Annotated in this window: 19 protein-coding genes; 7 read left to right on the top strand and 12 right to left on the bottom strand. The window is 72.2% G+C overall.

The genetic code is table 11. The features are described 5' to 3' along the window. Positions 1-29: 29 nt before the first annotated feature. The 9 genes from Aeryth_RS11890 to Aeryth_RS11850 form a co-directional block, all read right to left on the bottom strand. Entirely contained in the window at positions 30-1,331 is a 1,302-nt protein-coding gene (locus tag Aeryth_RS11890; protein ID WP_067858920.1) for an MFS transporter, read from the bottom strand. Then, positions 1,328-2,002 carry a thiamine pyrophosphate-dependent enzyme gene (locus tag Aeryth_RS11885; RefSeq protein ID WP_158509208.1) on the bottom strand — a complete coding sequence of 225 codons (675 nt, stop codon included), beginning with the start codon at positions 2,000-2,002 and terminating at the stop codon, positions 1,328-1,330. The genes Aeryth_RS11890 and Aeryth_RS11885 overlap by 4 nt, the downstream gene beginning before the upstream one ends. Next, positions 1,999-2,553 (bottom strand): thiamine pyrophosphate-binding protein, encoded by a 555-nt coding sequence (locus Aeryth_RS11880; protein WP_067858914.1) that lies wholly within the window; start codon positions 2,551-2,553, stop codon positions 1,999-2,001. Before Aeryth_RS11880 ends, Aeryth_RS11885 begins: the two co-directional genes overlap by 4 nt. Beyond that, positions 2,550-3,884: a hypothetical protein gene (locus tag Aeryth_RS11875; protein WP_067858911.1), complete on the bottom strand. Its 1,335-nt coding sequence runs from the start codon at positions 3,882-3,884 to the stop codon at positions 2,550-2,552. Before Aeryth_RS11875 ends, Aeryth_RS11880 begins: the two co-directional genes overlap by 4 nt. Further along, positions 3,881-6,271 (bottom strand): lantibiotic dehydratase, encoded by a 2,391-nt coding sequence (locus Aeryth_RS11870; protein WP_144433764.1) that lies wholly within the window; start codon positions 6,269-6,271, stop codon positions 3,881-3,883. Before Aeryth_RS11870 ends, Aeryth_RS11875 begins: the two co-directional genes overlap by 4 nt. An 89-nt stretch (positions 6,272-6,360) precedes the next feature. Continuing rightward, on the bottom strand, positions 6,361-7,545 hold the full coding sequence (locus tag Aeryth_RS11865; protein ID WP_144433763.1) for a hypothetical protein: 1,185 nt from the start codon (positions 7,543-7,545) through the stop codon (positions 6,361-6,363). After that, positions 7,542-8,567, bottom strand: coding sequence for a hypothetical protein (locus Aeryth_RS11860; RefSeq protein WP_067858902.1), 1,026 nt, complete (start codon positions 8,565-8,567; stop codon positions 7,542-7,544). The genes Aeryth_RS11865 and Aeryth_RS11860 overlap by 4 nt, the downstream gene beginning before the upstream one ends. A gap of 33 nt (positions 8,568-8,600) precedes the next feature. Continuing rightward, entirely contained in the window at positions 8,601-10,727 is a 2,127-nt protein-coding gene (locus tag Aeryth_RS18190) for a DUF6002 family protein (protein ID WP_202967666.1), read from the bottom strand. A gap of 238 nt (positions 10,728-10,965) precedes the next feature. Then, positions 10,966-11,349 (bottom strand): DUF1304 domain-containing protein, encoded by a 384-nt coding sequence (locus Aeryth_RS11850; RefSeq protein ID WP_067858899.1) that lies wholly within the window; start codon positions 11,347-11,349, stop codon positions 10,966-10,968. 176 nt (positions 11,350-11,525) lie between these two features. Here Aeryth_RS11850 and Aeryth_RS11845 point away from each other — a divergent pair, with 176 nt between their 5' ends. Beyond that, positions 11,526-13,103 carry an MDR family MFS transporter gene (locus Aeryth_RS11845; protein WP_067858896.1) on the top strand — a complete coding sequence of 526 codons (1,578 nt, stop codon included), beginning with the start codon at positions 11,526-11,528 and terminating at the stop codon, positions 13,101-13,103. Further along, on the top strand, positions 13,100-13,570 hold the full coding sequence (locus tag Aeryth_RS11840) for a MarR family winged helix-turn-helix transcriptional regulator (protein ID WP_067858892.1): 471 nt from the start codon (positions 13,100-13,102) through the stop codon (positions 13,568-13,570). The genes Aeryth_RS11845 and Aeryth_RS11840 overlap by 4 nt, the downstream gene beginning before the upstream one ends. On the opposite strand, the gene Aeryth_RS11835 is transcribed toward Aeryth_RS11840, so the two are convergent. Then, complete coding sequence (locus Aeryth_RS11835; protein WP_067858889.1) at positions 13,540-14,049, bottom strand: GNAT family N-acetyltransferase; 510 nt, start codon at positions 14,047-14,049, stop codon at positions 13,540-13,542. The two genes, Aeryth_RS11840 and Aeryth_RS11835, sit on opposite strands and share 31 nt — an antisense overlap. A 40-nt stretch (positions 14,050-14,089) precedes the next feature. Here Aeryth_RS11835 and Aeryth_RS17970 point away from each other — a divergent pair, with 40 nt between their 5' ends. From Aeryth_RS17970 to Aeryth_RS11810, 5 genes are all read left to right on the top strand, one after another. Continuing rightward, complete coding sequence (locus Aeryth_RS17970) at positions 14,090-14,869, top strand: DUF5819 family protein (protein WP_158509207.1); 780 nt, start codon at positions 14,090-14,092, stop codon at positions 14,867-14,869. After that, positions 14,866-15,840: an HTTM domain-containing protein gene (locus Aeryth_RS11825; protein ID WP_067858883.1), complete on the top strand. Its 975-nt coding sequence runs from the start codon at positions 14,866-14,868 to the stop codon at positions 15,838-15,840. The genes Aeryth_RS17970 and Aeryth_RS11825 overlap by 4 nt, the downstream gene beginning before the upstream one ends. A 156-nt stretch (positions 15,841-15,996) precedes the next feature. Next, on the top strand, positions 15,997-17,781 hold the full coding sequence (locus Aeryth_RS11820) for a choice-of-anchor G family protein (protein WP_067858880.1): 1,785 nt from the start codon (positions 15,997-15,999) through the stop codon (positions 17,779-17,781). 77 nt (positions 17,782-17,858) lie between these two features. Next, complete coding sequence (locus Aeryth_RS11815; protein ID WP_067858877.1) at positions 17,859-18,635, top strand: DUF5819 family protein; 777 nt, start codon at positions 17,859-17,861, stop codon at positions 18,633-18,635. Beyond that, the gene (locus Aeryth_RS11810) at positions 18,632-19,693 is read left to right on the top strand and encodes an HTTM domain-containing protein (RefSeq protein WP_067858874.1); all 1,062 of its coding nucleotides are present in this window, start codon (positions 18,632-18,634) and stop codon (positions 19,691-19,693) included. The genes Aeryth_RS11815 and Aeryth_RS11810 overlap by 4 nt, the downstream gene beginning before the upstream one ends. On the opposite strand, the gene Aeryth_RS11805 is transcribed toward Aeryth_RS11810, so the two are convergent. Continuing rightward, on the bottom strand, positions 19,674-20,903 hold the full coding sequence (locus Aeryth_RS11805; RefSeq protein ID WP_144433762.1) for an MFS transporter: 1,230 nt from the start codon (positions 20,901-20,903) through the stop codon (positions 19,674-19,676). The genes Aeryth_RS11810 and Aeryth_RS11805 overlap by 20 nt on opposite strands. Continuing rightward, the gene (locus Aeryth_RS11800) at positions 20,900-22,915 is read right to left on the bottom strand and encodes a M13 family metallopeptidase (protein WP_067858872.1); all 2,016 of its coding nucleotides are present in this window, start codon (positions 22,913-22,915) and stop codon (positions 20,900-20,902) included. The genes Aeryth_RS11805 and Aeryth_RS11800 overlap by 4 nt, the downstream gene beginning before the upstream one ends. Between the last annotated feature and the right edge of the window lie 6 nt (positions 22,916-22,921).

The raw sequence follows: 22,921 nt of genomic DNA, 5'->3' as shown, positions 1-22,921 counted from the left end.
ACCGCGACGGTCCGGGCCCTCCTGCGTCGTCAGTCGGAGGCGGAGCGGCGCAGCAGCGGGGAGAGGACGAGGGTGACCGCGAGCGACGCCGTCGCGAACACCGAGATCGCAGCCCCCGGGCCGACCAGCTCGGCCAGTGCTCCGGCAGCCAGGGCGCAGACGCCCTGGCCGGCCGTCCGCCCGGACGCCTCCAGGCCCTGGACCTGGCCGGCTCGCTCGTCGGGCGTGGCCTCGACCAGGCGTTCCTGCAGGTGGAGCGACGCCGAGAAGCCGAGGCTGGCGACGAAGGCCAGGACGGTCGCGAGCTGCCACGGGAGGACGAGCACGAAGAAGAGGTAGGGAACGGCGAGGAGCAGTCGTTGGGCGACGTTGATCCGACCCCGCCCGCGACGGGAGACGAAGCGACCCACGACCAGGTCGCCGACCATCATGCCCGCTGCCCCCGCCGCCAGCAGGAAGCCGGCGTGCGTGCCGGCGTAGGGGATGAACAGGCTCTCCGCACCGACGACCAGACCGTTCGGCACCCACAACGCGAGGAGGAGGACGCGCGTCCGTGGCTGGCGCAGGACCCAGGCGTTGACGGCGTGGGTGCTGCCGAGGGCCGAGCGGGTACCTCGTGCGCTCCGGGTGCCTGCGTCGGTGGGGGGCCGGCCCGCGGGGGACCGAGGGGGCAGCCTGCGGACGCAGAGGACCACCGCGACCGCGGCCAGGGCCATGAGCGCGGCCAGCGCGCAGAACACCGTGGGAGCGTTCGCGACGCGGACGAGGAGCGCACCGAACGCGTACCCGGTCACCTGGACCGCCCCGTTGGTGAGGTTGAGCAGGCTCCTCGCCGGCGCGTAGCCCGCCCGACCGACCGTCAGGCTCACCAGGCCGAGTCGGATGCCTGCACTCAGGGCGGTCAGGGCGCCGCTCAGGAGCAGCAGCGCGAACCGTGCCCAGAGAGGGACGGGCAGGGCCTGTGCCCCGATCGTGACCGCGATCCCGACCTGCAGCAGCGTCATCGTGCGACGCGGTGCCCGCGTGTCGGCGACCGACATGAGGCTCGCCGCGCTCACCAGGTTGGCCAGCGAGGGCGCGAAGATCGCGAACGACGTGAGGAACGGCGATCCCGTCTCCTCGTTCACGATGGTGCCGAGGTAGAGACCGCTCACGGACGTCGCCAGGACGGTGCACACCTGGGTGAGGAACAGACCCGCGAACTGGGGATCACGCAGCAGCGAGGTGTAGGACCGCGGCGGGACCTCGTCGGCGCGTGCTGGCTGCCGGTCGGCCGTGTCCGCTCCCGTCTCCGCGACGTCCGGTCGTCGGCGGTGTCCTCGTCGCGTCACCGGCGGTCCGTCTTTCGGGTTGTGTCGGCGCCGCGGGCGCGGCCGTCCGCCCTGTCCCGGCAGAACGAGCCGAAGGCCTCGGCGACCGCGGGGAGTGCAGACTCGACGCGGGCGCGAGGCGGCGGCCCGGAGCGCACCAGGCACTGGACCAAGGTGCTGCGCCCGCCCGCGACCGTCGCATCGGCCGTGTCGAGCACCCGCTCGAGATCGACCTCGTCGCCCGACACCAGCGCCGGACGGGTGTAGCCGGCGGCATCGGCCAGGTCCCTGATGCGGCGACGGCTCGAGGGGACCGCCTGGGAACCGGTGGACGCGTACGCAGCATCGTCGGCGACGAGGTGGAGGATCGGGCAGCCCGTGGTCTCTTGCTCCAGCAACAACCCGTGCAGACCCATGAGCACCGCACCGTCGCCGTCGAGCACCACCGGCGCGCGCTCCGGGTCCGACCACCGCGACGACACACCACGCGCGATCGCGGCCGCCATGCCCATGCTGCCGACCATGTAGAAGTGGTTCGGCGCACCGGGGCGCAGTCCGTAGGCGATGCGGGAGACGTAGCCCGTCGTGAGGACGATCGGCCGGTCCTCGTACCTCTCCACGACGTGCGCGACGAGCTCGTCCTTGGTCAGGCACGGCAGGTCGGGGCGGAGCGTCTCGCCGTCGCGGCTCACGGGCGCCATCCGAAGTAGCTGGGACCCACGAGCACCGCCCGAGGGCCGACCGGGTCGAGCCGGCGGAGCGGAGCCCGTGAGCCGGGCTCGTCGAGCGCGACGCACGGGACGCGCCACGCATCGAGGAGCGTCCGGGTCACAGCGCCCATGCCGCGGTTCTCGGCCGTGTGGTCGACCCCGGTGCCGCGCAGGCTCACGACGAGCGTCACTGGCAGCTCGAAGGCGCAGACCAGGGACGCCATGACGTTCACGCAGCTCCCGAAGCCCGAGTTCTGCATCAGCACGACCGGCCGTCCCCCGGCGAGCGCCTGGCCCGCGGCGAAGGCGAGCGCGGTGTCCTCCCGCGAGATCGTCGTCAGCGTCACCCGAGGATCGTTCTCCGCCTGGGTCCACAGCGGCGCGAGGATGCCGCAGGGCGTGCCGACGTGGGACGTCGCGCCGTCCGCGACGAGGTCCTCGTAGAGGGCTGCTGCCGAGGCTGCGAAGCCCGATGGCTCCGCGACGCCGGGCGGGCGGGGCGGCGTCGTCGGTGGTGCCGTGGTCGAGTTCATGGTGTCTCCTCGCGGGGTGCGATGGCGGTCTCGTAGGCGTTGAACCCTTCGCGGCTCACCACGCCGAAGGTGTCGTCAGGTCGGAAGCGGGCCCACCCGCTCCCGGCGCGACGACCGAACAGGAAGTAGCTGACGATGGGGCGCGTCCGCAGCAGCTCCACCTCGTCCTCCGCAGGCCCGTGGCTCATCCACACCTCCTGGAGCGACGGCTCGACGTACCGCTGCACCACGGAGTCGCGGTCACGGACCGCCGCCTCGACGGCGTCGGACCACCCCGCCGCTGTCGTGTCGCGGCCGACGGTGACCTGGAGGCCCTGCATGCCGATGCCCTTCTTCAGGACGAGGTCGTCCTGGTGAGCCAAGGCGTAGGCGCCGAGCGCGCCGCGGGAGCCGTCGGGCAGGGAGGTGTCCCGGTCCCCGGTCACCCGCGACCAGGGCACGTACCGGTCGACCAGCTCGCGTTCGCGCGCGGTCATCCAGGGCAGTCCTTCCGACAGCCAGGCGAGGGTCTTCTTGTTGGCGAGGAACGACGACGTCTGGGAGGTGAGCAGCCACGAGCCACGGTCGAGCCACTCCCGGACGGGCGTCAGGTCGATGCCGAGCTCGGCCCACTCGGGGACCGTGAACATCCTGAGGCTGAGTGGGTGCGAGACGGCGCCTGCCGGGAGCGACTCGAGCAGAGGCACGAGGCCCTCCGGCTCCGCGAAGTCGCCCTGCAGGCCGGCGCGGTCCAACGCGGCGACCTCCAGGTCGAAGATCTTGGTGCTGTCGGTGTGCTTGAGGTCGCGCACCGAGCCCAGCACCAGCACGCGTGGCTCGAGGCCGCATGCGCGGACCACGTCGGCGAAGGTGCGCGCGCGATCGTCGTACGGGTCGCTCCAGTCCCAGGTGACCCCCTCGTCCCGTGCGTAGACGTCGGAGAGCGCGCTCTGCAACGTGCTCAGCTCCGGCACACCACCGACGGCGCCGCTCACGTTGAACTCCAAGATCTGGGGGCCTGCGTCCGTGACCACGAAGTCCGGACGCGCGAAGACGTCGCAGAAGCGGTCCTCGAACTGCTGGTCCCGGCTGAACAACGGGTAGTCCTCCGCCGTGGTCCCGAAGGCCTCCATCCGCGCCTGCGTGCTGTCGCCGAGGTCGAGGACAGTGCGACGCGACAGGTCGAGGAGAGCGAGACCGGCCCGCTGGACCTCGCGCTCGGTCGCCCGCGGCAGGACGACGGGGGAGAGCGGGCATCCCTCGCGCGGCGGGATGCCGGTGTCCGCGGTGCCCTCCCGGACGGTCCCGCGGACGAGCTCCAGGGGTGCCGACGGTCGTGGGGGCGTGATCATGATGCTTCCTCTCCTCGGTCCGGGTCGAGAGCTCGTCCGGTGACGGCGGTGCACCGCAGCTCCGACGTGACGGGTCCGTCGCCCCAGTCCACCCACAGTCCTGCGCGGGACGGGAACATCTCCTGGACCACCACGTCCTCGCTCGTGTCGCGGCACAGCGCCGCGAAGGCCTTCACGAGGAGCGGGCTGTCGAGGTCCACGAACACGGGCTTCGGCTCGTCGGCGCTCTTCGCGTAGACGTGCGCGGGCATGCCGTGGTCGCGTCGGAGCTGCTGGACGGCGAGGAACTGGGTGGTGGGGGACCCGGGAGCCACCGTCCGCGGATCGACGGCCCACGTCTCCCGCTGCACGACGGCGGGCCCGAGCTCGAGTCGAGGGAGGTGGCGTTCCGTCCCGAGGGGAAGGAGCGGTGCCCCGTCGCGCTGCGGGAACCCGAACACGGCGAAGGGGTTGATCTCCACCCCGGACCACGCGAGGGGCAGCGTCACGAGCCGCAGGTCCTCCGGACGCCCCTGCTCGCGCAGGGCGAGTCCCCGGGGGGTGCGCACGACCAGCAGCTCGTCGAGGCGGAGGCGGGTCGAGGGTCGCGGGCTCGGGTCCTGCAGCTCGAGGTCGACGAGGTCCAGCGGCTGACGCAGGAACGTCTTGTTGCGGTGCGCGAGACACACGTCGACCAGTCGCTCCGACGGACCCACGAGCTGTCGGTACGCCGCCAGGACCGTGTCAGGGAGCTCGGGCGCGTGGCTGGCGAGGAAGGGCCCGAAGAGTCCGTGCGTGAGGTTGTCCTCGTCGGCGTGCAGGTCACCGACCACGAGACGGAACCGACCCGCGTCCAGGTCGCCGGCACTGCCGGCGTGGATCATCACGTCCGGGTTGCAGATCGCCGGCCCGCGCACGGGCGTCCCGGCGCTCGCCTCGTCCAGGAACCGGTGGATCACGCCCGGGTCGAGGACCTGTCGCGCGGCGAGCGGGTCCAGGTCGAGAACGGCGCGGAGGCGCTCGTCGGAGCGCAGCGCGCTGCTGCTGACCTCGTGCGCGATCGACTCCAGACCCGCCGCGTCGTCCAGGAGTGCACGGACGTACGTCTCGACGCTCACGCTGGACGAGGCGAAGGTGCGGTCGAACCACGCGGCGAAGGCGGCGACCTGGGCCTGGTGGGCCAGGTGCGCCCGGGCCATGAACAGCTCGAGGACCGGTTGCAGGGCGTCCTCGAGCAGCGCGTGGGCCCGAGCGCCGGTCCTGAGCTCCTCGAGCGGTCCGATGCACTCCTCGTGCACGAAGCTGCGGTCGCTGTAGAAGGTCGCCGCCCGAGCAGGTCGTCGGACCTGACGGACGATCGACCGCACTGCGTCGTTCACCGCCGTCAGCGCCGCGTCGTCGTCCGGTGCGGGGCGTACGCCGAAGGCACGCACCGCCGCGCCGCACTCGTGCAGCAGGCTCGACGCCGCATGGTCGGGTGGTACCGCTGCGAGGAGGTGGGGGAGCGGGTCGGGCTCGCCGTAGGGCACGTGCGGCCCGACCTCGAGCGCGCGATCGCGGTAGAGCGCGTCCAGGTCCGTCCCGCTGACACCTCGCCGACGCGCCATGCGCTCGACGTCGCGGACCGTCACCTCCCGCGCGTCCCGCGCACGTTGCAGCAGGTCGACCAGCAGGGCGTGCTGTCCGCCGGTCAGGTGCAGAGGTGTGACGGTCGCGACGTCGTGCAGTCTGCTCGCGCGGCGGGTGTGGTCCAGCTCCACCATCCACGTGCGCACCGAGTCGTCGCCGGGCGGCAGGTCGGACGGACGGACGACGGCGGGCGAGACGCGGACCGGCAGGTGGGGGCGGAGGGTGGCGTCGTCGCGGAGCGTCTCGCAGATCTCGTACGTCGCTCGACGCGACAGGAGAGGGAGGCGGTGGCGTTCTCCCGAGAGACGCAGCCCGGTGGCGCCACGGTGCACGCTCCCCGGGGCGAAGGGCCCGTGGTGGCTCGCCGTGTCGTTCTTGGCGCAGCAGCGTTGCAGGTACAGGGCGAGGGTGTCGACGTGCCGTCGATCCCGTCGAGTGAGGTCGTCCGGGGGCGTCCGGTCGAGCCACGGCCGGAGTCGGGCCCAGAGGTCCTCGTTCGACAGCATCACCGTGGCACGCAGCAGGGGGTCGTCGGCGAACTCCCGGTGCAGACGTGACCCGGTGGCGGCGCAGCTCGTCGCGTGCGCGTTCTCGTACTCCCGCTCGGCCTCGGTGACCAGACGGGCCGCCTGCTCGCCGCTGAGGGCACCACGCTCGCCGGCTCGTCGACCGCGAGCCGCGTCCTGGCGGGCACGACGCGCCTCGAGCACCGCCAGGGCAGCACTCGTCACGGCCGTGTCCTGCAGGACGTCGAGGCGGTCGAACGCGAACCCCGCCATGCGCACGACGCTGTGGGGAAGCAGCCGCCAGCGGAGGGACGTCTCGGTGGGCGGGTCCGAGGGTCGCCCTGCCCTGCCGTGGCGGCTCGTCACACGGTCCTCCTCGGCGCGATGCTCGCCGGAGCGGCGAGGAAGGTGTCGAGGTCGACCGTGAGCTCGGGCTCGAGCCCTCGCGCTGTCGTCGCCACGGGGTGCCCGGGCGAGAGGCCGGTGTCGACGAAGCGCAGCGGCCTCAGCGCGGCGTCGGCAGCCGGAGGTGACCCGTGCAGGGTCACGTCGCGCGGCATGCGGGCGAGGACGGGGTTCTCGACGAGGAAGCGTCGGACGCCCGGCCGGTCCCGGGTGACGCTCATCAGCAGCTGCTTGGAGCCGAAGTGGTTGGGAGCCTCCACCACGGCGGCACCGAGGCGTCGCTTCCACTGGTAGATGCCCTTCGAGCAGAAGGCCTCCGTGCCGAAGAGGTCCATGGTCTCCAGCCCGTCGGCGAGGGCGCAGTGCTGCATCATGAGGTGGTAGAGCGCCTTGAACGCGCCGCTGTCGTAGTGCTCGTCCGCTCCGTCACGCACTCCCAGCAGTCGCGTGGTGAAGACACCGCGACGCACCGTGTACAGGCACCCGGCGACGGGGCCGTCGGCGTCGTCGGAGAGGAAGAGCCCGCCGCGCGAGGCGAGGAGCACGGCTGCCTCGAGCGACTCCGTCCGGGACTTCTCGGCATGACGCGCCTGCATCGTGGGACGGTGCATCCGATGGAAGAAGTCGACGACCGAGGCCTCGTCGCGGACGATCCGTGGTCGGAAGCGCTCGTGGCGCAGGGACTCGTTGAAGCGAGGCCGCTCCCGCTTCGACACGTGGGCGCGGACCGTCGCCAGGTCGGGCGTCCGCACCACGAGGTGGACGCGGAAGGGCAGGACGACGGTCGCTTCTCCCGGCGACGACAGGACCGTCCCGCTCGGCGCGCCGACGAGCTCGATGTCGGCGGTCTCCTGCCGGGAGGCGCGGCGTGCCGACCGCGACGGGGCCTCGGTGGTCCACTCGACCCGGCCCGGGAACGACCGCGCGCGCAGCACGTCGGTCAGCTGGAGCACGTTGGCGAGGCCCTGGTGGAAGCCGCGGTACCCGACGGTGGGCGCCGCGGGGTCGTCGACGACGCGGCTGACGACGTGGGGGACGCCGCGGACGACGTCCCACTGGGTGTGGGCTCGGCCGACCACCGGATTCGCCGTGTTGTCCCAGGCGTGGCGGACTCGCGCTCGCAGGATCCGGTCGGCCCTCACGGGTGGGCTCCCTGCGCGAGCGTGCCGTGGAGCGAGGCGATGGTCCTCGTGGCCCACGCTCGAAGGCCGGCGGCGTCGAGGATCGTGCTCGACGGCGCCCACGCGCCCATGCCCTCCGCCGCCTGCGCCGAGAGCTCGAGCCGACCCTCGTCGAACGTCCACCCCTCCGACGCGCTCGCTGCTCGGTGACGCGCGCGGGCGAGCGTCGCGTCCTCCGGGCGCAGGAGGACGTCGGCCTCCGCCGAGGCGGCGGCTCCGGACCCGAGAGAGAGGGAGACCGGCACCGCGCCGCCGAACGTGCCGACGCCGGGGAGGAGGTCCGTGCAGGTCCCCGACGCCGCCAGCGTCGCTACGAGGTCTCCGGCTGCCGTCGCCCCGAACGCGTTGCGCTGCTCCCGCGGCAGTGCGCGGCGACGGGCGATGCGGTCCAGCTCGGATCGGGAGGGTTCGTGGACGGTCCGCAGGTCCGTCGCCGCCACGAGAGGAGCGGCGACGTCACCCGAGCCGAGGTGGGCGTGATGGCCGAGGACTCGTGTCGCCTCGTCCGCGCGCTCGCTCCAGTTGAGGGTCTGGGCGTTGCCAAGACCGGCGTGGAACGGCAGCTCGAGCATCGAGCACACGGTGTTCACCAGCTCGGGGTAGCAGGCGTTGAGCAGCAGCGGTGGCCGGGAGCGGGTGTGGGCCACCTCGGCCACCGTGAGGGCGACGGGCAGCTGTTGCGCCAGCGAGGAGCCGAACGGGACACCCCCGACGCCCCCCGCGTAGGGCGAGTAGTGCGACGTCGCGACCACGACGACCGACGGTCCCCACCGCTCGAGCAGAGCCTGCAGGTCCTCGCGGCCCCGGGGCCCGGACAGGGTCGGGGTCCGGGCGTAGGTGTGCTGCACGAGGTCGTCGGCGTGGACCTCCTCCTGTGACGTCCGGTGCCCGCGACCGCACTGCACGACGTGCAGCGGGACGTCGACGACGGTGGTGAGTCGCCGGACGAGCTGCGTCGCGAAGCGGCCGGTCCCGATGACCATGACCGTCCTGGCGTGCGCGCTGATGGCGTGACCTCAGCCCTGGACGCCGGCGAGGACGCCGGCCGGTCGGATCTGCAGACGACGCAGGTGGCGCTGCGGGTCGGAGAAGGCGTTGCGTGCGTGCAGGACGCGCCAGTTGTCCCACAGCAGGACGTCGTTGCGGTGGTAACGGATCCAGACGGCCTCGTCGGCGTAGCGGCGCTGCCACTCGGCCTGCAGACGCACGGCGACGTCGTCGTCCTCGTGCAGCAGGTTGTTGCAGGAGAAGCGGACGGTGGGGGTCGGCGCGCCCATGTCCTCGAGCACAGGGTGCTCGGTGTGCAGGTCGAGCCCCTTGCGCGCGATGCCGTCGGTCGTCTTCCAGTGGAAGACGGTGGAGTAGAGGTGCTCGCGGTCGCTGTCGTCGAGCGCCTCGATCCAGGGCTTGGTGTCACCGATGGTCGTCTCACCGCCCTCGCCGGAGGCGGGCGTGACGCACCAGAGCATGAGGTAGCGCGGAGGTGGCGTCGTGAAGTCGTACCCCTCGGTGTGCGGGGTCAGCGGCCTGGTGTTCCCCGCGTGGTAGACGTCCTCCATCCCCGGCTCCGGCCGCACGTCGCCGACGACGGGACCGCCGTAGTTGGGCACGAAGTCGCCGAACTCCGAGGCGAAGTCGACGTAGTGGAAGTCGTCGGGGACGTTGACCAGCTGGACGTACCCGTGCTCGTCGAGCATCTCGCGCGCCGTCCGGACCAGGTCGTCGCGCGGGATCACCTCGTCGTTGAAGTCGACGGCGGACAGGATGCTGATGGGGCAGTGCGTCATGGTGCTTCTCCTTCTGCTGGTGGGTCGTGCGGACGTGCTGGTGGAGGTGCGGGCCTGCGTCGTCCGGACCACGTCGGCCAGCTCCTGCGCGGAGCCGACCGTCGCGGTGACGTGCGCCGGCACGGGGACGTAGTCGCCGACCGCGTAGGAGCCGCTGGCGTGGACCACGAGCGACTCGACGTCGTCGAGCAGTCCCCGCCGTGCCGCCAGGAGGCTGCCGGTCATCGCCATGGACAACGACCACTCGCGGAGGTCGCGAGGGTCCGCGGGCAGGGGCACGAGGTCGCGGAGGAGTCCCCGCACGACGTCGTAGGTCTCGAGGCACTCCTGCAGCGACACCACGATCCCGTCGCCGCCGCGCTCCTCGATGAGTCGCTGCATGCGCTCCTGGGTCGGCGGCGCGTGGGTGTAGAAGGTGGGCTCGAGGACCTCGTCGAGGGACTGCGTCACCCCGGGGAAGTGCGGGTCACCCTGCTGCGCGAACCCCCTCGGCGTGAGGTCGTAGCGGGGGAGGCCGGCTCGGTCGAAGGACCCGGTGCGCAGGTGCAGGACCATGTCCGGCGTCGCCAGGTGCTGGACCAGGAGGTACCCCGGGTGGGGACCGGTCGAGGGAGTCCCCCGCGCGTGACCCAGGAGGCCGAAGGCGCTGGACACGGCGTGGGAGTGCCAGCGGCGCCCGTCCGTCGGGAGGAGGTCGGTCTCGAACCAGGCCCGCAGGCGATCCGCGAACGTGTAGTTGTCGAGCTGCATCGTGAACCACCAGGTGGCGTCGTCCTGGTGGTCCGCACCCTGCTGGTGGTGGACCCGGAGGGCCTCGACGACCTGCTTGACCGACGAGCGCGCGCCCTCGTCCAGGACCAGCACCGGGTTCCGGCGAGCCCACTCCGGGTGGGTGGCGAGCGGCGACGACCAGATCTTCTCCACCGAGGAGGGCGGCACCAGACAGACGACGTTGAGCTCCTCGGGCGAGACGAGACCACACTCGTAGGCGCGGAGGACGGCGTCGCGCAGGGCGGTCGCCTTGTTCGCTGACGACGGGGTGACGATCGTGAGGGGCCGCCCCGTCGAGGTGACGTGGACGACGGCGCGGGCCACCATGAGCAGCGACGGGTTCGTCTTCGTGGTGCGCGTCCGCGGATTGCCCATGAGGTCGAGCAGCACCACGTCCAGCCCGTCGAACGCCGATGGCGCGTGCAGCGGGGCGGCGGCGATGCTCGAGACGGCGAAGAACTCCCGCCAGCGCTCGTCGAGGTCGGGCAGCTCGAACGAGGGTCCCTCGGTCGGGCCCGCTCCCTCGGTCGGGCCAGGTCGTAGGCGGTCGTAGTAGTGGACGATGGCGTTGTCGATCCCTGGCATGCATCCCCCCGAATGCTGGCGTGTGTGACGGGAGCCATACCCGAGGTGCAGAACGCCAAACATCGCGATCCCGTTCAGCGCCTCGAATGGGTCGTCCGTCCCATCCGACGTGGTCTCGGACCCCTCTGGCCCCGACGATCCGGGTCGATTCAGGAACGGGTGCGTACCCGCGACGCACACCCCGCGCGGGCCCCCGACGCCCTGCCGACCCGCGGCCGGTGCGGCGGAGCGGGGGTGCTCAGAGCAGGCCGACGGCCAGCGCGACGACGCCGAGCAGCGGCAGCGTGCCCTGCGCGACGGCGGCGCGCGCCTTGTCGGGGCTCGACACGAGGAGGACGAGGGCGGCGGCGACCATCGAGCCCGCGCCCGTGAACGCCAGGGTGGCGCCGACGGTGGTGACGTCGAGCGCCACGAGCACGGCTCCTGCGCCGGCCGTCACGGCCAGGAAGAGGTTGTAGAAGCCCTGGTTGAAGGCGAGCTCGCGCGTGGCCTCGGCCTCCTCGGGGCGCAGGCCGAAGGTGCGGCGTCCCCGCGGGGTCGTCCACGCGAAGGACTCGAGCCAGAAGATGTACACGTGCAGCAGTGCTGCGAGGGCGACGAGGGCGACTCCGAGCGCGGTCATGGGCCCATCATGGCCGACGCAGGGACGAGGTGGCCGAGGTCACGCCAGGCTTGGTTGCAGTCGACAACCATCGGAGTATGGTTGTCGTCGTCAACCAGTCCAGCCGAGCAGAGAGAGCAGCCGTGCCAGAACCCACCACCGCCACCGCACCACCGTCGTCCGAGGACAGCGGGGAGATGACCCATCGCCAGGTGCTCGAGGCGCTGAGCGGCCTCCTCCTCGCGATGTTCGTCGCCATGGTGTCCAGCACCGTCGTCACGAACGCCCTGCCGCGGATCGTCACCGATCTGAAGGGCAGCCAGACCGGGTACACCTGGGTCGTCGTCGCGACGCTGCTCACCATGACGGCCACCACGCCCATCTGGGGCAAGCTCGCCGACCTGTTCAGCAAGAAGCTGCTCGTGCAGGTGGCGCTCATCATCTTCACGATCGGCTCGCTCATCGCCGCCTCCGCCCAGAGCATGGGCGTGCTCATCGGCGCCCGTGCCGTGCAGGGTCTCGGCGTCGGCGGTCTGACCGCCCTCGTGCAGGTCGTCATCGCCTCGATGGTCAGCCCGCGCGAGCGCGGCCGCTACTCCGGCTACATCGGCGCCGTCTTCGCCCTCGCGACCGTCAGCGGACCGCTCATCGGTGGCGTGATCGTCGACAGCCCGCTCGGCTGGCGCGGCTGCTTCTTCGTCGGCCTGCCGTTCGCCGTCGCCGCCTTCGTCCTGCTGCAGCGCACGCTGCACCTGCCCGTCGTGCGCCGCGAGGTCTCGATCGACTACCTCGGCGCCACGCTCATCATGGGCGGCGTCAGCCTCCTGCTCGTCTGGATCTCCCTCGCCGGTGCGCACTTCGCGTGGGTCTCCGCCACGTCGGCCCTGCTCGTGGTCGGTGGCGTGCTGCTCATCGCGCTCGCCCTCGTCGTCGAGGCCCGGTTCGCCCGCGAGCCGATCATCCCGCTGCGACTCTTCCGCGACCGCACGACGTCGCTGGCCACCCTCGCCTCCGTCATGATCGGCGTCGCGATGTTCGGTGCCACGGTCTACCTGAGCCAGTACTTCCAGTACTCGCGCGGCATGACGCCGACGGAGGCCGGCCTGATGTCGATCGCCATGGTCGGCGGCCTGCTCGTCTCGAGCATCACCTCCGGGCGGATCATCAGCCGCACCGGTGTCTGGAAACGCTGGCTGGTCGGCGGCATGCTCCTCGTCGTGATCGGCTTCGGCCTGCTCGGCACGATCGACGCGAGCACCCCGCTGTACGTCGTCGGCCTCTACATGGCGCTCGTCGGTCTGGGCCTCGGCGCCACCATGCAGAACCTGGTGCTCGCCGTCCAGAACAACACGCGGCTCGAGGACATGGGCGCCGCCAGCTCCGTCGTCGCCTTCTTCCGCTCGCTCGGCGGGTCCGCCGGCGTGGCAGTGCTCGGCACGATCCTGAGCCACGACGTCAAGGGCAACGTCTCCGACGGCGTCCGCGAGCTCGCCGCCTCCGGTCAGCTCGACCGCGCCGACCTCGAGCGGCTGAGCCACTCGACCGGCCAGATCCCCGACCTGTCCACGCTCCCGGGGCCGTTCCGGACGCTGTACGAGACCGCCTTCGGCGACGCGTTCGGGCACATCTTCCTCGTGGCCACGCCGTTCGCGGTCGCCGCGCTCGTGTGCATCCTGTTCATCAAGGAGGTCCCGCTGCGCACCACGATCCAGAAGGACGTGGACGTGCTCGAGACCGAGGGACAGCCGGCCGACACGGTGGCGAGCCTGCGATGACCGCCGGCACGGTGCCCCCCGCCGCCTCGTCGCTCGACGCGCTCCGGCTCGTCGAGCACGAGGTGGGGGTGCTGATGCGACGGGCCCGCCGCGCGCTCACCGAGCGCGCGCGGCTCGTGCACCCCGACCTCCAGGCCATCGGCTACCTCGTCCTCGTGCAGGTCGAGGCAGACGGCCCGGTCCGGGGGAGCGGGCTGTGCGACGTCCTCCACCTCGACAAGGGCGCGGTGAGCCGCTCCGTGCAGCACCTGCTCGACCTCGGGCTCGTCGACCGGACGCCCGACCCGGACGACGGCCGCGCGACGCTCCTGTCGGTCAGCGACGAGGGACGTCGCCGGGTCCGCGCCGTCGACGTCGCCCGTCGGGAGATGCTCGGCGAGAGGTTCGCGGACTGGAGCCGCGAGGACCTCTGCGACGTCGCGCAGACCCTGCGCCGCTACAACGCCAGCTTCGGCCCCGAGGCCTGAGCGGTCGCGTCGGCCCCGAGGTCGAGCGTCATGAAGACGCTGAGCGGGTCCGGTCCGTATCCGGCGAACGGCCCGCACTCGACGAACCCCCGTCGAGCGTAGAGCCGCCGGGCGGGTGCGAAGTGGTCCTCGGCGCCGGTCTCGAGGGAGACCCGCTGGAGCCCGGCGGCCTTGGCGACGTCGATCAGGTGCTCCAGGACGGCGGCCGCGACACCCCGACCCCGGGCGGCGTGCGTCGTCCGCATGGCCTTGAGCTCCCCGAGCAGTCCGGCGTGCGTCCTCAGCGCGCCGACCCCGAGCAGCACGGGCGGCTCGTCGTCGCTCCAGGCGGCGACCATGCGGACGTCGGGTCGGGCCAGCGCGTCGTGGGGGAGGGCGTGCACGCTCTCCGGCGGTGACGTCGCCCGCATCTCGGCGAGGTGCTCGTCGAGCAGCGCCGCGACGTCGGGGTCGTGGGGCGAGACGGTCCGTACGTGCATGTGGCCATCCTCGCGCGGGTCCGGCGAGTACCGTGACCGGGTGCAGCACGAGTCGGTCGACGCGCCTTCGCGTCCCTCCCGGTGGCGTGTCGCGGTCGTCGGCGTGGTCGTCGCGCTCGGTGCCGCGCACCTGCTCGCCGTCACCGCGGCCGCCCTGCCGCCGAACGCGTACTCCGACGCCGCCCGACCTGCGACGTCCTACCTCGGTGCCTACTTCTCGCAGAACTGGCGGCTGTTCGCCCCGAACCCCATCGCGTCCGACCGGGTCGTGCGCTTCCAGGGGGCCTACGAGAAGGACGGCCGGACCGAGGTCACGCCATGGCTGGACTGGACCGACGTCGAGCTCGACCTCGTGCGTCACCGCCTCGTCGGCGGTCGCGCCGGCTACGTCACCAACAAGCTCTACGGTCCACTGGCCAACCGCTACGCGGCGCTCGACGAGCCCCAGCGCAAGGTCGCCGACGTCGTCGACCCCGCCAAGGTCCTGACCTGGAGGCGGCTCGACCGTGAGCTGCGCGCGGGCTCGAACGACCGCTTCGACGACGCGCAGGTGGCCCTCTACCTCGCCTACGACCGCGCGACGACCGAGCTGGCCACCGACGCGCTGGAGGCCGCCCACCCCGGACGCCGCCTCGTGGCCGTCCGGTACGCGACGCGCAGCCAGGACGTCACGCCGTGGGCGGCGCGGCACGGCTCGGCCGCGGAGCGGCAGACCGCGCGTCCCACACCCGTCCAGCGGATCAACGGCTGGCGCACCCCGCTGCGCGGCGACGCCGCCGAGCGCGCCGTGGTCGCCGACTTCCTGCGGAGGCACCGGTGAACGGCGTCGGCGACCGGGTCTGGACCTGGCTGACCGCCCGCAAGCACGCCACCCGCGGCCTCGCCATCACGCGGATCGTGCTCGGTCTGATCGTCTGGACGCAGCTGCTCGCCAACTGGTCCGACCGCCACTACACGTGGGGCGACGGCGCGACGTGGACGCAGGGCGTGCGCGACGTGAAGTCCTGGCCGGGATTCCTCGGCATCTTCCAGCAGGCCCACGGCGCGAGCTTCGACGCGCTGTACCTGCTCACCGTGGCGGCGGGCGTGCTGCTCATGGTGGGCCTCTGGACCCGCGCGTCGGCGCTGCTGACGCTGTTCCTGTGGATGTCGCTGTACGTCTGCAACCCGTTCGTCGGCTCCGGCGGCGACGCGGTACTGCGCATGGTGCTGCTGTACGCCTGCTTCACCGACTCCGGCCGGCACCTCTCCGTCGACGCCTGGCTGCGCGCCCGACGCGGGGAGCTGCGGCCGGTGCTGCCCGGCTGGCTCTCGACCACGCTCCACAACGTGGCCGTGGTCCTGATCATCCACCAGGTCGTCATGGTCTACGTGGGCTCGGCGCTGTGGAAGGTGCAGAGCGACCTCTGGCTCGACGGCACGGCCGTCTACTACCCGCTGCAGACCGAGGCGTACTCGCCCTGGCGCGACCTGCTGCACCCGCTCTCGAGCGCGTCACCCGTCGTCATGGCCGCCACCTGGACCGCCATCGTCGTCCAGCTGCTGTTCCCCGTGCTGCTGCTGTACCGCAGCACCCGGGCCGTGTCCCTCGTGGTCGTCACCGGCATGCACCTCGGGATCGGCGTGTTCATGGGGATCATGTACTTCTCGCTCGTCATGATCGCGGTCGACATGATGCTCGTCAGCGACGCCTCGTGGCAGCGGGGCGGGCGGTGGTGCCGGGCATGGTGGGCGCGACGTCGCGGCCGGCCCGACGACGCGCACGTGGTTGATCTGCGCAACGCTGTGTGATGTGTCTCAGGTGACAGTCGATGCGCACGCTGACCTGAGATCTGCGTAAGATGTGCGGCAACGACCGCTGAGGCGGGCGTTGCACCGGCCCGCGGTCCGCAGCTCTTCCCCCAAGAAGCGCACCGCAAGACACAGCGACATGGGAGTCACTCCACGATGAACAAGCTCGGCAGGAACACCCTCGCCCTCGGGTTGAGCACCCTGCTCATCACCTCAGCGGCGGCCTTCTCCGCCAACGCGGCCGACGAGACGGAGTCGCACGCGACCAGCCGTTTCCTCAGCGGCACGATCGGCGGCACCAACCTCGACGCCATCGCGGAGCTGGAGGGCACCTCGGCCGACAACCCCGGCGACCCGGGTCCGAACACCAACCCGCTGTCGCTGACGGTGCTGCAGGCCATCCCGATCAACATCCCCGGCGGGATCGACCTCAACCTGGCCGACTTCCTGAGCCCGGGCAACGGCTCGGCCGGCGTCGCGAACCACTACGCCGCCGCCCCGCAGACCAACTCCGCCGCCGCGGCCAGCGGTGCCGTGAACAACACCGGCGCGATCCTGGCCCCCGGCAACGGCGAGTTCCCCTCGAACGCCAAGATCTCGCTCGACGGCGGCCTGCTGAACGGCATCAACGACGAGCTCGCCGGTGTCGACCTGTCCCTCGGCGCGCTGTCCGGCTCCGCGGTCATCGACAAGGGCGACCTGACGCGCGACTACCAGATCGGCAGCGCCACGCTGGACGTCAAGGTCCCGCTGCTCGCCGACCTGATCCCCGACCTCTCCACCGCGCTCGGCGGTCTGGACAAGGCGAACGACATCACCATCAGCCCGGCCTCGCTGTGCCCGGTGATCGGCAACACGCTGAACGTCACGACCAGCACCCTCCTGGCGCAGCTCGACAGCCTCGGCCTCGGCGCCGTCGGCGACGCGCTCGAGCCGGTCCTGACGCTGCTCGGCGTCTCGAACGTCAACCTCTGCAACCTGCCGCCCCAGATCGGCGCGATCCTGACGAACGAGACGCTCGCCCAGCTGGTGACCGTCCAGGTCAAGGGTCTGGCGGACGTCACGAACGGCCTCAAGAGCTTCTCCAGCGACGGCGTGGCCGTCGACCTGGCGAACGGCACGATCTCGCTCGACCTCGCCAAGATCCTGCAGGCGGCCGGCATCGACATCAACAACCTCCCGCCGAACACGGACCTCGTGCAGTACATCACCAGCGACCTGATCGCCGGCAAGATCACGAACGTCCTGAACAACGCGATCGACGACATCGTCACCAACATCGGCAAGGTCAGCCTGCAGGTCACGGTGGCCGGCACGACGGTCATCCCGGAGTCCGACCTCGGTGCGCTCACCGACCCGCTGACGGCGATCCTCAAGCAGGTCACCGACGCGGTGCAGCAGATCGGCGCGCCGATCGACGACCTGCTCGGCGACCTCGCGCCCGACCTGGCCAAGATCGTGAAGCTGACGGCCAACACGCAGTCGACGTCCACGACGCCCACGCTGTCCGCGGGCGGCGAGAGCGCCGGCGTCCTGGCCGCCGCCGCGACCGGCACGTACTACCGTCAGGGCGCGCTGCGCGTCGACCTGCTCGGTGGTCAGCTCGCCAGCGTCGACCTCGCCAACGCTGAGGTCGCGCTGACCGCGGCGGACAACACCGACGCGCAGGCCGACACGCAGACCGACGCTGACGCGCAGGCTGACGCCCAGGCCGATGCCCAGGCTGACGCCCAGGCCGACGCCGACGCGATCGCGGACGCTGCCTCCGACGCCCAGGCCGACGCGGTCGCGGACGCCGATGCGCAGGCCGACGCCGACGTGACCACCACGCTGCCCAGCACGGGCGCCCCGAACCTGCTGCCCTTCTGGCTGCTGGGTCTGGGCCTGGTGCTCTTCGGCGCCGCGGTGCTCATCAACGAGCGTCGTCGCATGTCGCTCTGACGCTGCAATCCACGACGCCTGCCCGGTGACCGCTCGCGGTCGCCGGGCAGGCGTCTGTCCGGACCTACGATGGAGGCATGGCGGTGGCGGGAGGTGACGGCGACGGTGCACGCCAGGCCGAGGAGGACCGGCACGACTGGCGCGCGACGCTGATCGTGGCCCTCGCGGTGCTGGCCCTGGTGCATTCGCTGCTGGTCGCACTCTGGCTCGCCCCGCGCGGACCCGTGCGCGACGTCGCCGGCGGTTCGTTGCTCGCCACCTACGTCGACCCCTACTTCCGTCAGTCGTGGGACCTGCTCGAGCCGAGCGCCCAACGGGTCGACGAGGCGCTCTGGGTGCGTGCGCGGGTGCGCACCGGACCGCAGACGCTGGCGCTCACGCCCTGGCTCGACGTCACGAAGGCCGACCTGACCCGGACCCGCGACGACGTCGCGCCGGCCCGCGTCCACCTCGCCGGCCGCCGGCTCGCCACCAACCTCAACAACGCGATGTTCGCGCTCGGCCGCTCGGGCCGCCAGGTCGTGCTCGAGTCGACGGTCGGACGTCCGCCGGAGACGCTGCGCGGCGCGCTGGCGTCGGCCGGCGTGCGCCCCGCCGACGTCGCCGCCTACGCCGACCTCGACACGATGGCGACGCGCTTCGCGTCGCTGTACACGCAGGCCTACACCGACCGCCGGGTCGTGCAGGTGCAGTACCGCGTGGCCCGCCGGACCGTCCCGCCGCACGCCGACCGCGACGCCCAGCGGGTGTCGTCGGTGCCGTTCGAGTGGTTCGACGCCGGATGGCGTGCCGCCGTGCGGGGCTCGGCGGAGGCACAGTCCGCGTTCGACGGATACCTGGGGGTCGACCGATGAGCACGCTGTGGCGTCTGAGGGACGCGCTGGCACGCACCCGCCGCTCCGCCGAGCGGTGGCTGACGGGGGAGCGGCACGCCCTCCACGCGGTCGCGCTCGCGCGCATCCTCGTGGGTCTGTCCGTGCTCGGCCTGCTCGTCACCAACTACTCGACCCGTCAGGTGTGGGTCGGCGACGCCTCGGCGTGGGCCGAGCCGGCGCGGGCCGTCAGCCGCTTCCCCGAGGTGTCGCTGCTCGACGGGGTCAGCGGCGACCTCCTCACCGTCGTGTACGTGGTCGTCATGCTCGCGGCCGTGGGCCTCGTCCTCGGCTGGCGGGCCAAGGCCATGACCATCGTCGTGCTGCTCGGCTTCATCGCGGTGACGGCGCAGAACCCGGTGCTCGGGTCGATCGGCGACAACCTCGTGCGGCTCACGCTGCTGTGGATGCTGCTCATGCGCACCGCCGACGTCTGGTCGCTCGACGCCAACCGGCTCGAGCCGCGCGAGAGCGACGACGTCGCACCGGACTGGCTGCGCACGGGGCTGCACAACGTCGGTCTCGTCGGCCTCGGTGCGCAGACGGTGCTGGCCTACCTGGCGGGCGGTCTCGACAAGGCCTCCCAGCCGGTGTGGCAGCAGGGCACCGCCCTGTACACGACGCTGCAGCTGCCCGAGTTCCGTCCGTTCCCGTGGCTCTCGGACCTGCTCTCGAACGCGACCGTGCTGCTCGCGCTGCTCACCTGGACGGTGCTGGCGGTGCAGCTGTTCTTCGCCCCGATGCTGCTGCGTCGCGAGACGCGCAACCTCGTCGCCGGGGTCGCGATCGGCGTGAACGTCCTCTTCGCCGTCGTCCTCGCGACCCCGTGGTCGTCGCTGGCCGTCATCGCCGTGACCGGCCTGTTCGTCAGCGACGACCGCTGGGCGGCGCTCGGCGAGCGGGTGGCCGACCTCGCGTGGCCCGTGCTCGACCGCACCGCCGACGTGCGCTACGCGGTGGCCGACCGCGTCGCGGACTGGTGGTACGACCGCGTGCTGGGCCTGTGGGACCGCGTCCGGTTCAGCGTGTTCCGACGCTGACCTGAGTCGCCGCACGGCGACCGGCCACGACCAGCAGCACCACGGGCACGACGAGGGTGCCGGCGACGGCGTTCAGCGTCCCGAACCCCTGCCACGCGACGAGGACGCCGGCGAGCAGGCCACCGGCCGCCCCCGACAGGTTCATCGTCAGGTCGCCCAGCCCCTGGACCAGCGGACGCACGTCGGGCGGCGTCGAGGCGGTGAGCAGCGCGGCACCGGCGATCACGGCGGCCGACCAGCCGAGGCCGAGCAGCACCAGTCCGACGGTGATCTGCACCTGCGAGTCGCCCGACGTGCCCGAGACGACCACGGCGAGCAGCAGGACGAGCTGACCGGCGAGGATCGTGCGGGCCGGTCCCCAGCGGTCGGCGAGCCAGCCCATCACCGGCGACAGCGCGTACATGCCCGCGATGTGCAGGCTGATGGTCAGGCCGATCACCTCGACCGCGGCGCCGTGGTCCTGCATGTGCACGGGCGTCAGTGCCATGACGGAGACCATCACGGCGTGCGCGAGCGCGATCGTGACGACGGCCGTGCGGGTCTCGCCGCGGACGTGGGGGAGCGCGGACCGCACCCGCGGCACTGCGACCTCCATGCCGTCGCGTCGGGTGGGCGGCAGCGGGTCGGGCCGCAGGAGCAGGAGGTTCATCAGGCCGGCCAGGAGGAACGCCACGCAGGCGAAGACCATGGTCCCGGCCAGGTCGGGAACGCCGAGCGCACGGGCGGTCGACGTGCCCGGGCCGGTGAGGTTCGGGCCGAGGACGGCGCCGACCGTCGTCGCCCAGGTGACGAGCGAGAGCGAGCGGCCGACCTGGTGGCTGGCCGCGAGGTCGGTGGCCGCGAAGCGCGACTGCAGCGTCGCCGCGGTGCTGACGCCGCACAGCAGCAGGCCGACCAGCACGAGCACGAGGCTGTCGGCGGTGGCCCCCAGCACCACGATCGCCGCGCCGGCCGCGCCGAGGAACCAGCCCGCCGTCAGGGCGGGCCGGCGGCCGGCCCGGACGGCGAGGGTCGCGAGCGGCACGGTCGCGAGCGCCGCACCGAGCGTCAGCATGACGGTGGCCATGCCGGCCCAGCCCGACGACCCCGACACCTCGCGCAGCAGCAGCACGCCGACCGCGAGGCCGGCGCCGCTGCCGATGCCGCCGACCACCTGCACGACCACCAGCACCCGCAGGACGCGGCGCTGCGCGACCTCCGCGGCGCTCACGAGGCCCAGATGGTGACGCGGTCCTCCGGGTCGAGCCACAGGGCGTCGGCCGAGGTGGTGCCGAACGCCTCGTGGAAGGCGTCGATGTTGCGCACCACCTGGTTGCACCGGAACTCCGGCGGGGAGTGCGGGTCGACGGTGAGCCGGCGGACCGTCTCGGCCGGGCGGACCTTCGACTGCCAGGCCTGCGCCCAGGAGATGAAGAAGCGCTGGTCGCCGGTGAGGCCGTCGATCGTCGGCGCCTCGCCGCCCGTGGCGATCCGGTACGCCTGGTAGGCGATGCCGAGTCCGCCGAGGTCGCCGATGTTCTCGCCGATCGTCAGCTCGCCGTTGACCTTCTGGCCGTCGGCGCCGTCGGGCGACAGCGCGCCGTACTGCTCCACGAGCGCCGCGGTGAGGCTCTCGAACGCGGCACGGTCGTCGTCGCTCCACCAGTTCCGCAGGGCGCCCGTGCCGTCGTAGTGGCTGCCCTGGTCGTCGAAGCCGTGACCGATCTCGTGACCGATCACCGCGCCGATCGCCCCGTAGTTGACGGCGTCGTCAGCGTCGGGGTGGAAGAACGGGGGCTGCAGGATGGCGGCGGGGAACACGATCTCGTTCATCGTGGGGTTGTAGTAGGCGTTGACCGTCTGCGGCGTCATGTACCACTCGTCGCGGTCGATGGGCCGGCCGATCTTCGCCAGCTCGCGGTCCATCGAGACCGTCAGCGACCGACGGGCGTTGCCCAGGAGGTCGGTCGGGTCGGTCTCGAGCGCGGTGTAGTCCTTGAAGCGTTCCGGGTGGCCCACCTTGGGGGTGAACGCGTCGAGCTTGGCCAGCGCTTCGGTCTGCGTCGCCTCGCTCATCCAGGGCAGGGCGGAGATGCTGCGACGGTAGGCCTCGACGAGGTGCGCGATGAGGTCGTCCATCCGCTCCTTCGCGGTCGGCGGGTACTCGGTGCGCACGTAGATGCGGCCGATCGCCTCGCCCATCGCGGACTCCACGAAGCCCACGCCACGCTTCCAGCGCGGGCGCAGCTCGTCGGTGCCGCTCAACGTGCGGCCGTAGAAGGCGAAGTTCTCCTCCACGAACGCGGCCGGCAGGTAGGGCGCGGCGGCGTGCAGCACCTGCCAGCGCAGCCAGTCGCGCCACGCGGGGAGGTGCTCGACCGTCAGCAGCCCGGCGAGGCCCTCGAGGAACGACGGCTGCGACACGACAGCCTCCTCGAGCACCGACGCCGGGATGTCGGCGGCCGTGCTCCACGTGGTCAGGTCGAGCGGACCGAGCAGGGCCTGCAGGCCGTCGCGGTCGAGGAGGTTGTAGGTGCGCTGCGCGTCGCGGCACGCGACCCGGTCCCAGTGGTGCGCGGCGACCTGGGTCTCGAGGTCGAGGACGCGCGCCGCGCGGTCGGCGGGCGACTCGAAGCCGCCGAGGGTGAACATCCGCTCGAGGTGGTCGCGGTAGGCGGCCCGGACCTCGGCGGTCTCGTCGGTGCGGTAGTACGACTCGTCGGGCAGGCCCAGGCCGCTCTGCACGACGTGGGTCACGTACCGCTCGGGGTTGCCGCGGTCGGGCGCGATGTACAGGCCGACGACGCTCGCCGCGCCGGAGCGCTCCAGGTGGCCCAGCACCTCGACGAAGGTGGGCACGTCGGCGACGCCGTCGATGCGGTGCAGGTCGTCCTGCAGCGGCTCGGTGCCGAGCGCGTCGATGCGGTCGGTGTCCATGAAGCTGGCGTAGAGCTCGCCGATCTTGCGCTCGTCGGCGTCGAGGTCGGCGGCCGGGTCGTCGAGTGCGTCGCGGCAGGACTCGACGATGCCGCGCACGACCCGCTCGGCCTCGTCGACCAGCGTCACGAACGCGCCGGCCGTGGCGCGGTCGGGCTGGATGGGCGCGTCGCGCAGCCAGGGTCCGTTCACGTGCCGGAAGAGGTCGTCCTGAGGGCGGGTCGCGGGATCGAACGCAGAGGTGTCGATGGCCGGACCAGCCGGCGCGGAGGGGGACTCGGTGGACGGGGCGCTGGCATCGGTCACCTGGAT

It is taken from the genome of Aeromicrobium erythreum (assembly GCF_001509405.1).
GTDB lineage: Bacteria > Actinomycetota > Actinomycetes > Propionibacteriales > Nocardioidaceae > Aeromicrobium > Aeromicrobium erythreum.
This window is presented reverse-complemented; position numbering and strand designations above follow the sequence as displayed.

Bases quoted from the DNA above. Each gene is read 5' to 3' on its own strand.
- Aeryth_RS11880 (WP_067858914.1), bottom strand. From the start codon at position 2,553: ATGAACTCGACCACGGCACCACCGACGACGCCGCCCCGCCCGCCCGGC.
- Aeryth_RS11875 (WP_067858911.1), bottom strand. From the start codon at position 3,884: ATGATCACGCCCCCACGACCGTCGGCACCCCTGGAGCTCGTCCGCGGG.
- Aeryth_RS11870 (WP_144433764.1), bottom strand. From the start codon at position 6,271: ATGGCGGGGTTCGCGTTCGACCGCCTCGACGTCCTGCAGGACACGGCC.
- Aeryth_RS11860 (WP_067858902.1), bottom strand. From the start codon at position 8,567: ATGGTCATCGGGACCGGCCGCTTCGCGACGCAGCTCGTCCGGCGACTC.
- Aeryth_RS18190 (WP_202967666.1), bottom strand. From the start codon at position 10,727: ATGCCAGGGATCGACAACGCCATCGTCCACTACTACGACCGCCTACGA.
- Aeryth_RS11850 (WP_067858899.1), bottom strand. From the start codon at position 11,349: ATGACCGCGCTCGGAGTCGCCCTCGTCGCCCTCGCAGCACTGCTGCAC.
- Aeryth_RS11845 (WP_067858896.1), top strand. From the start codon at position 11,526: ATGACCCATCGCCAGGTGCTCGAGGCGCTGAGCGGCCTCCTCCTCGCG.
- Aeryth_RS11840 (WP_067858892.1), top strand. From the start codon at position 13,100: ATGACCGCCGGCACGGTGCCCCCCGCCGCCTCGTCGCTCGACGCGCTC.
- Aeryth_RS11835 (WP_067858889.1), bottom strand. From the start codon at position 14,049: ATGCACGTACGGACCGTCTCGCCCCACGACCCCGACGTCGCGGCGCTG.
- Aeryth_RS11820 (WP_067858880.1), top strand. From the start codon at position 15,997: ATGAACAAGCTCGGCAGGAACACCCTCGCCCTCGGGTTGAGCACCCTG.
- Aeryth_RS11815 (WP_067858877.1), top strand. From the start codon at position 17,859: ATGGCGGTGGCGGGAGGTGACGGCGACGGTGCACGCCAGGCCGAGGAG.
- Aeryth_RS11810 (WP_067858874.1), top strand. From the start codon at position 18,632: ATGAGCACGCTGTGGCGTCTGAGGGACGCGCTGGCACGCACCCGCCGC.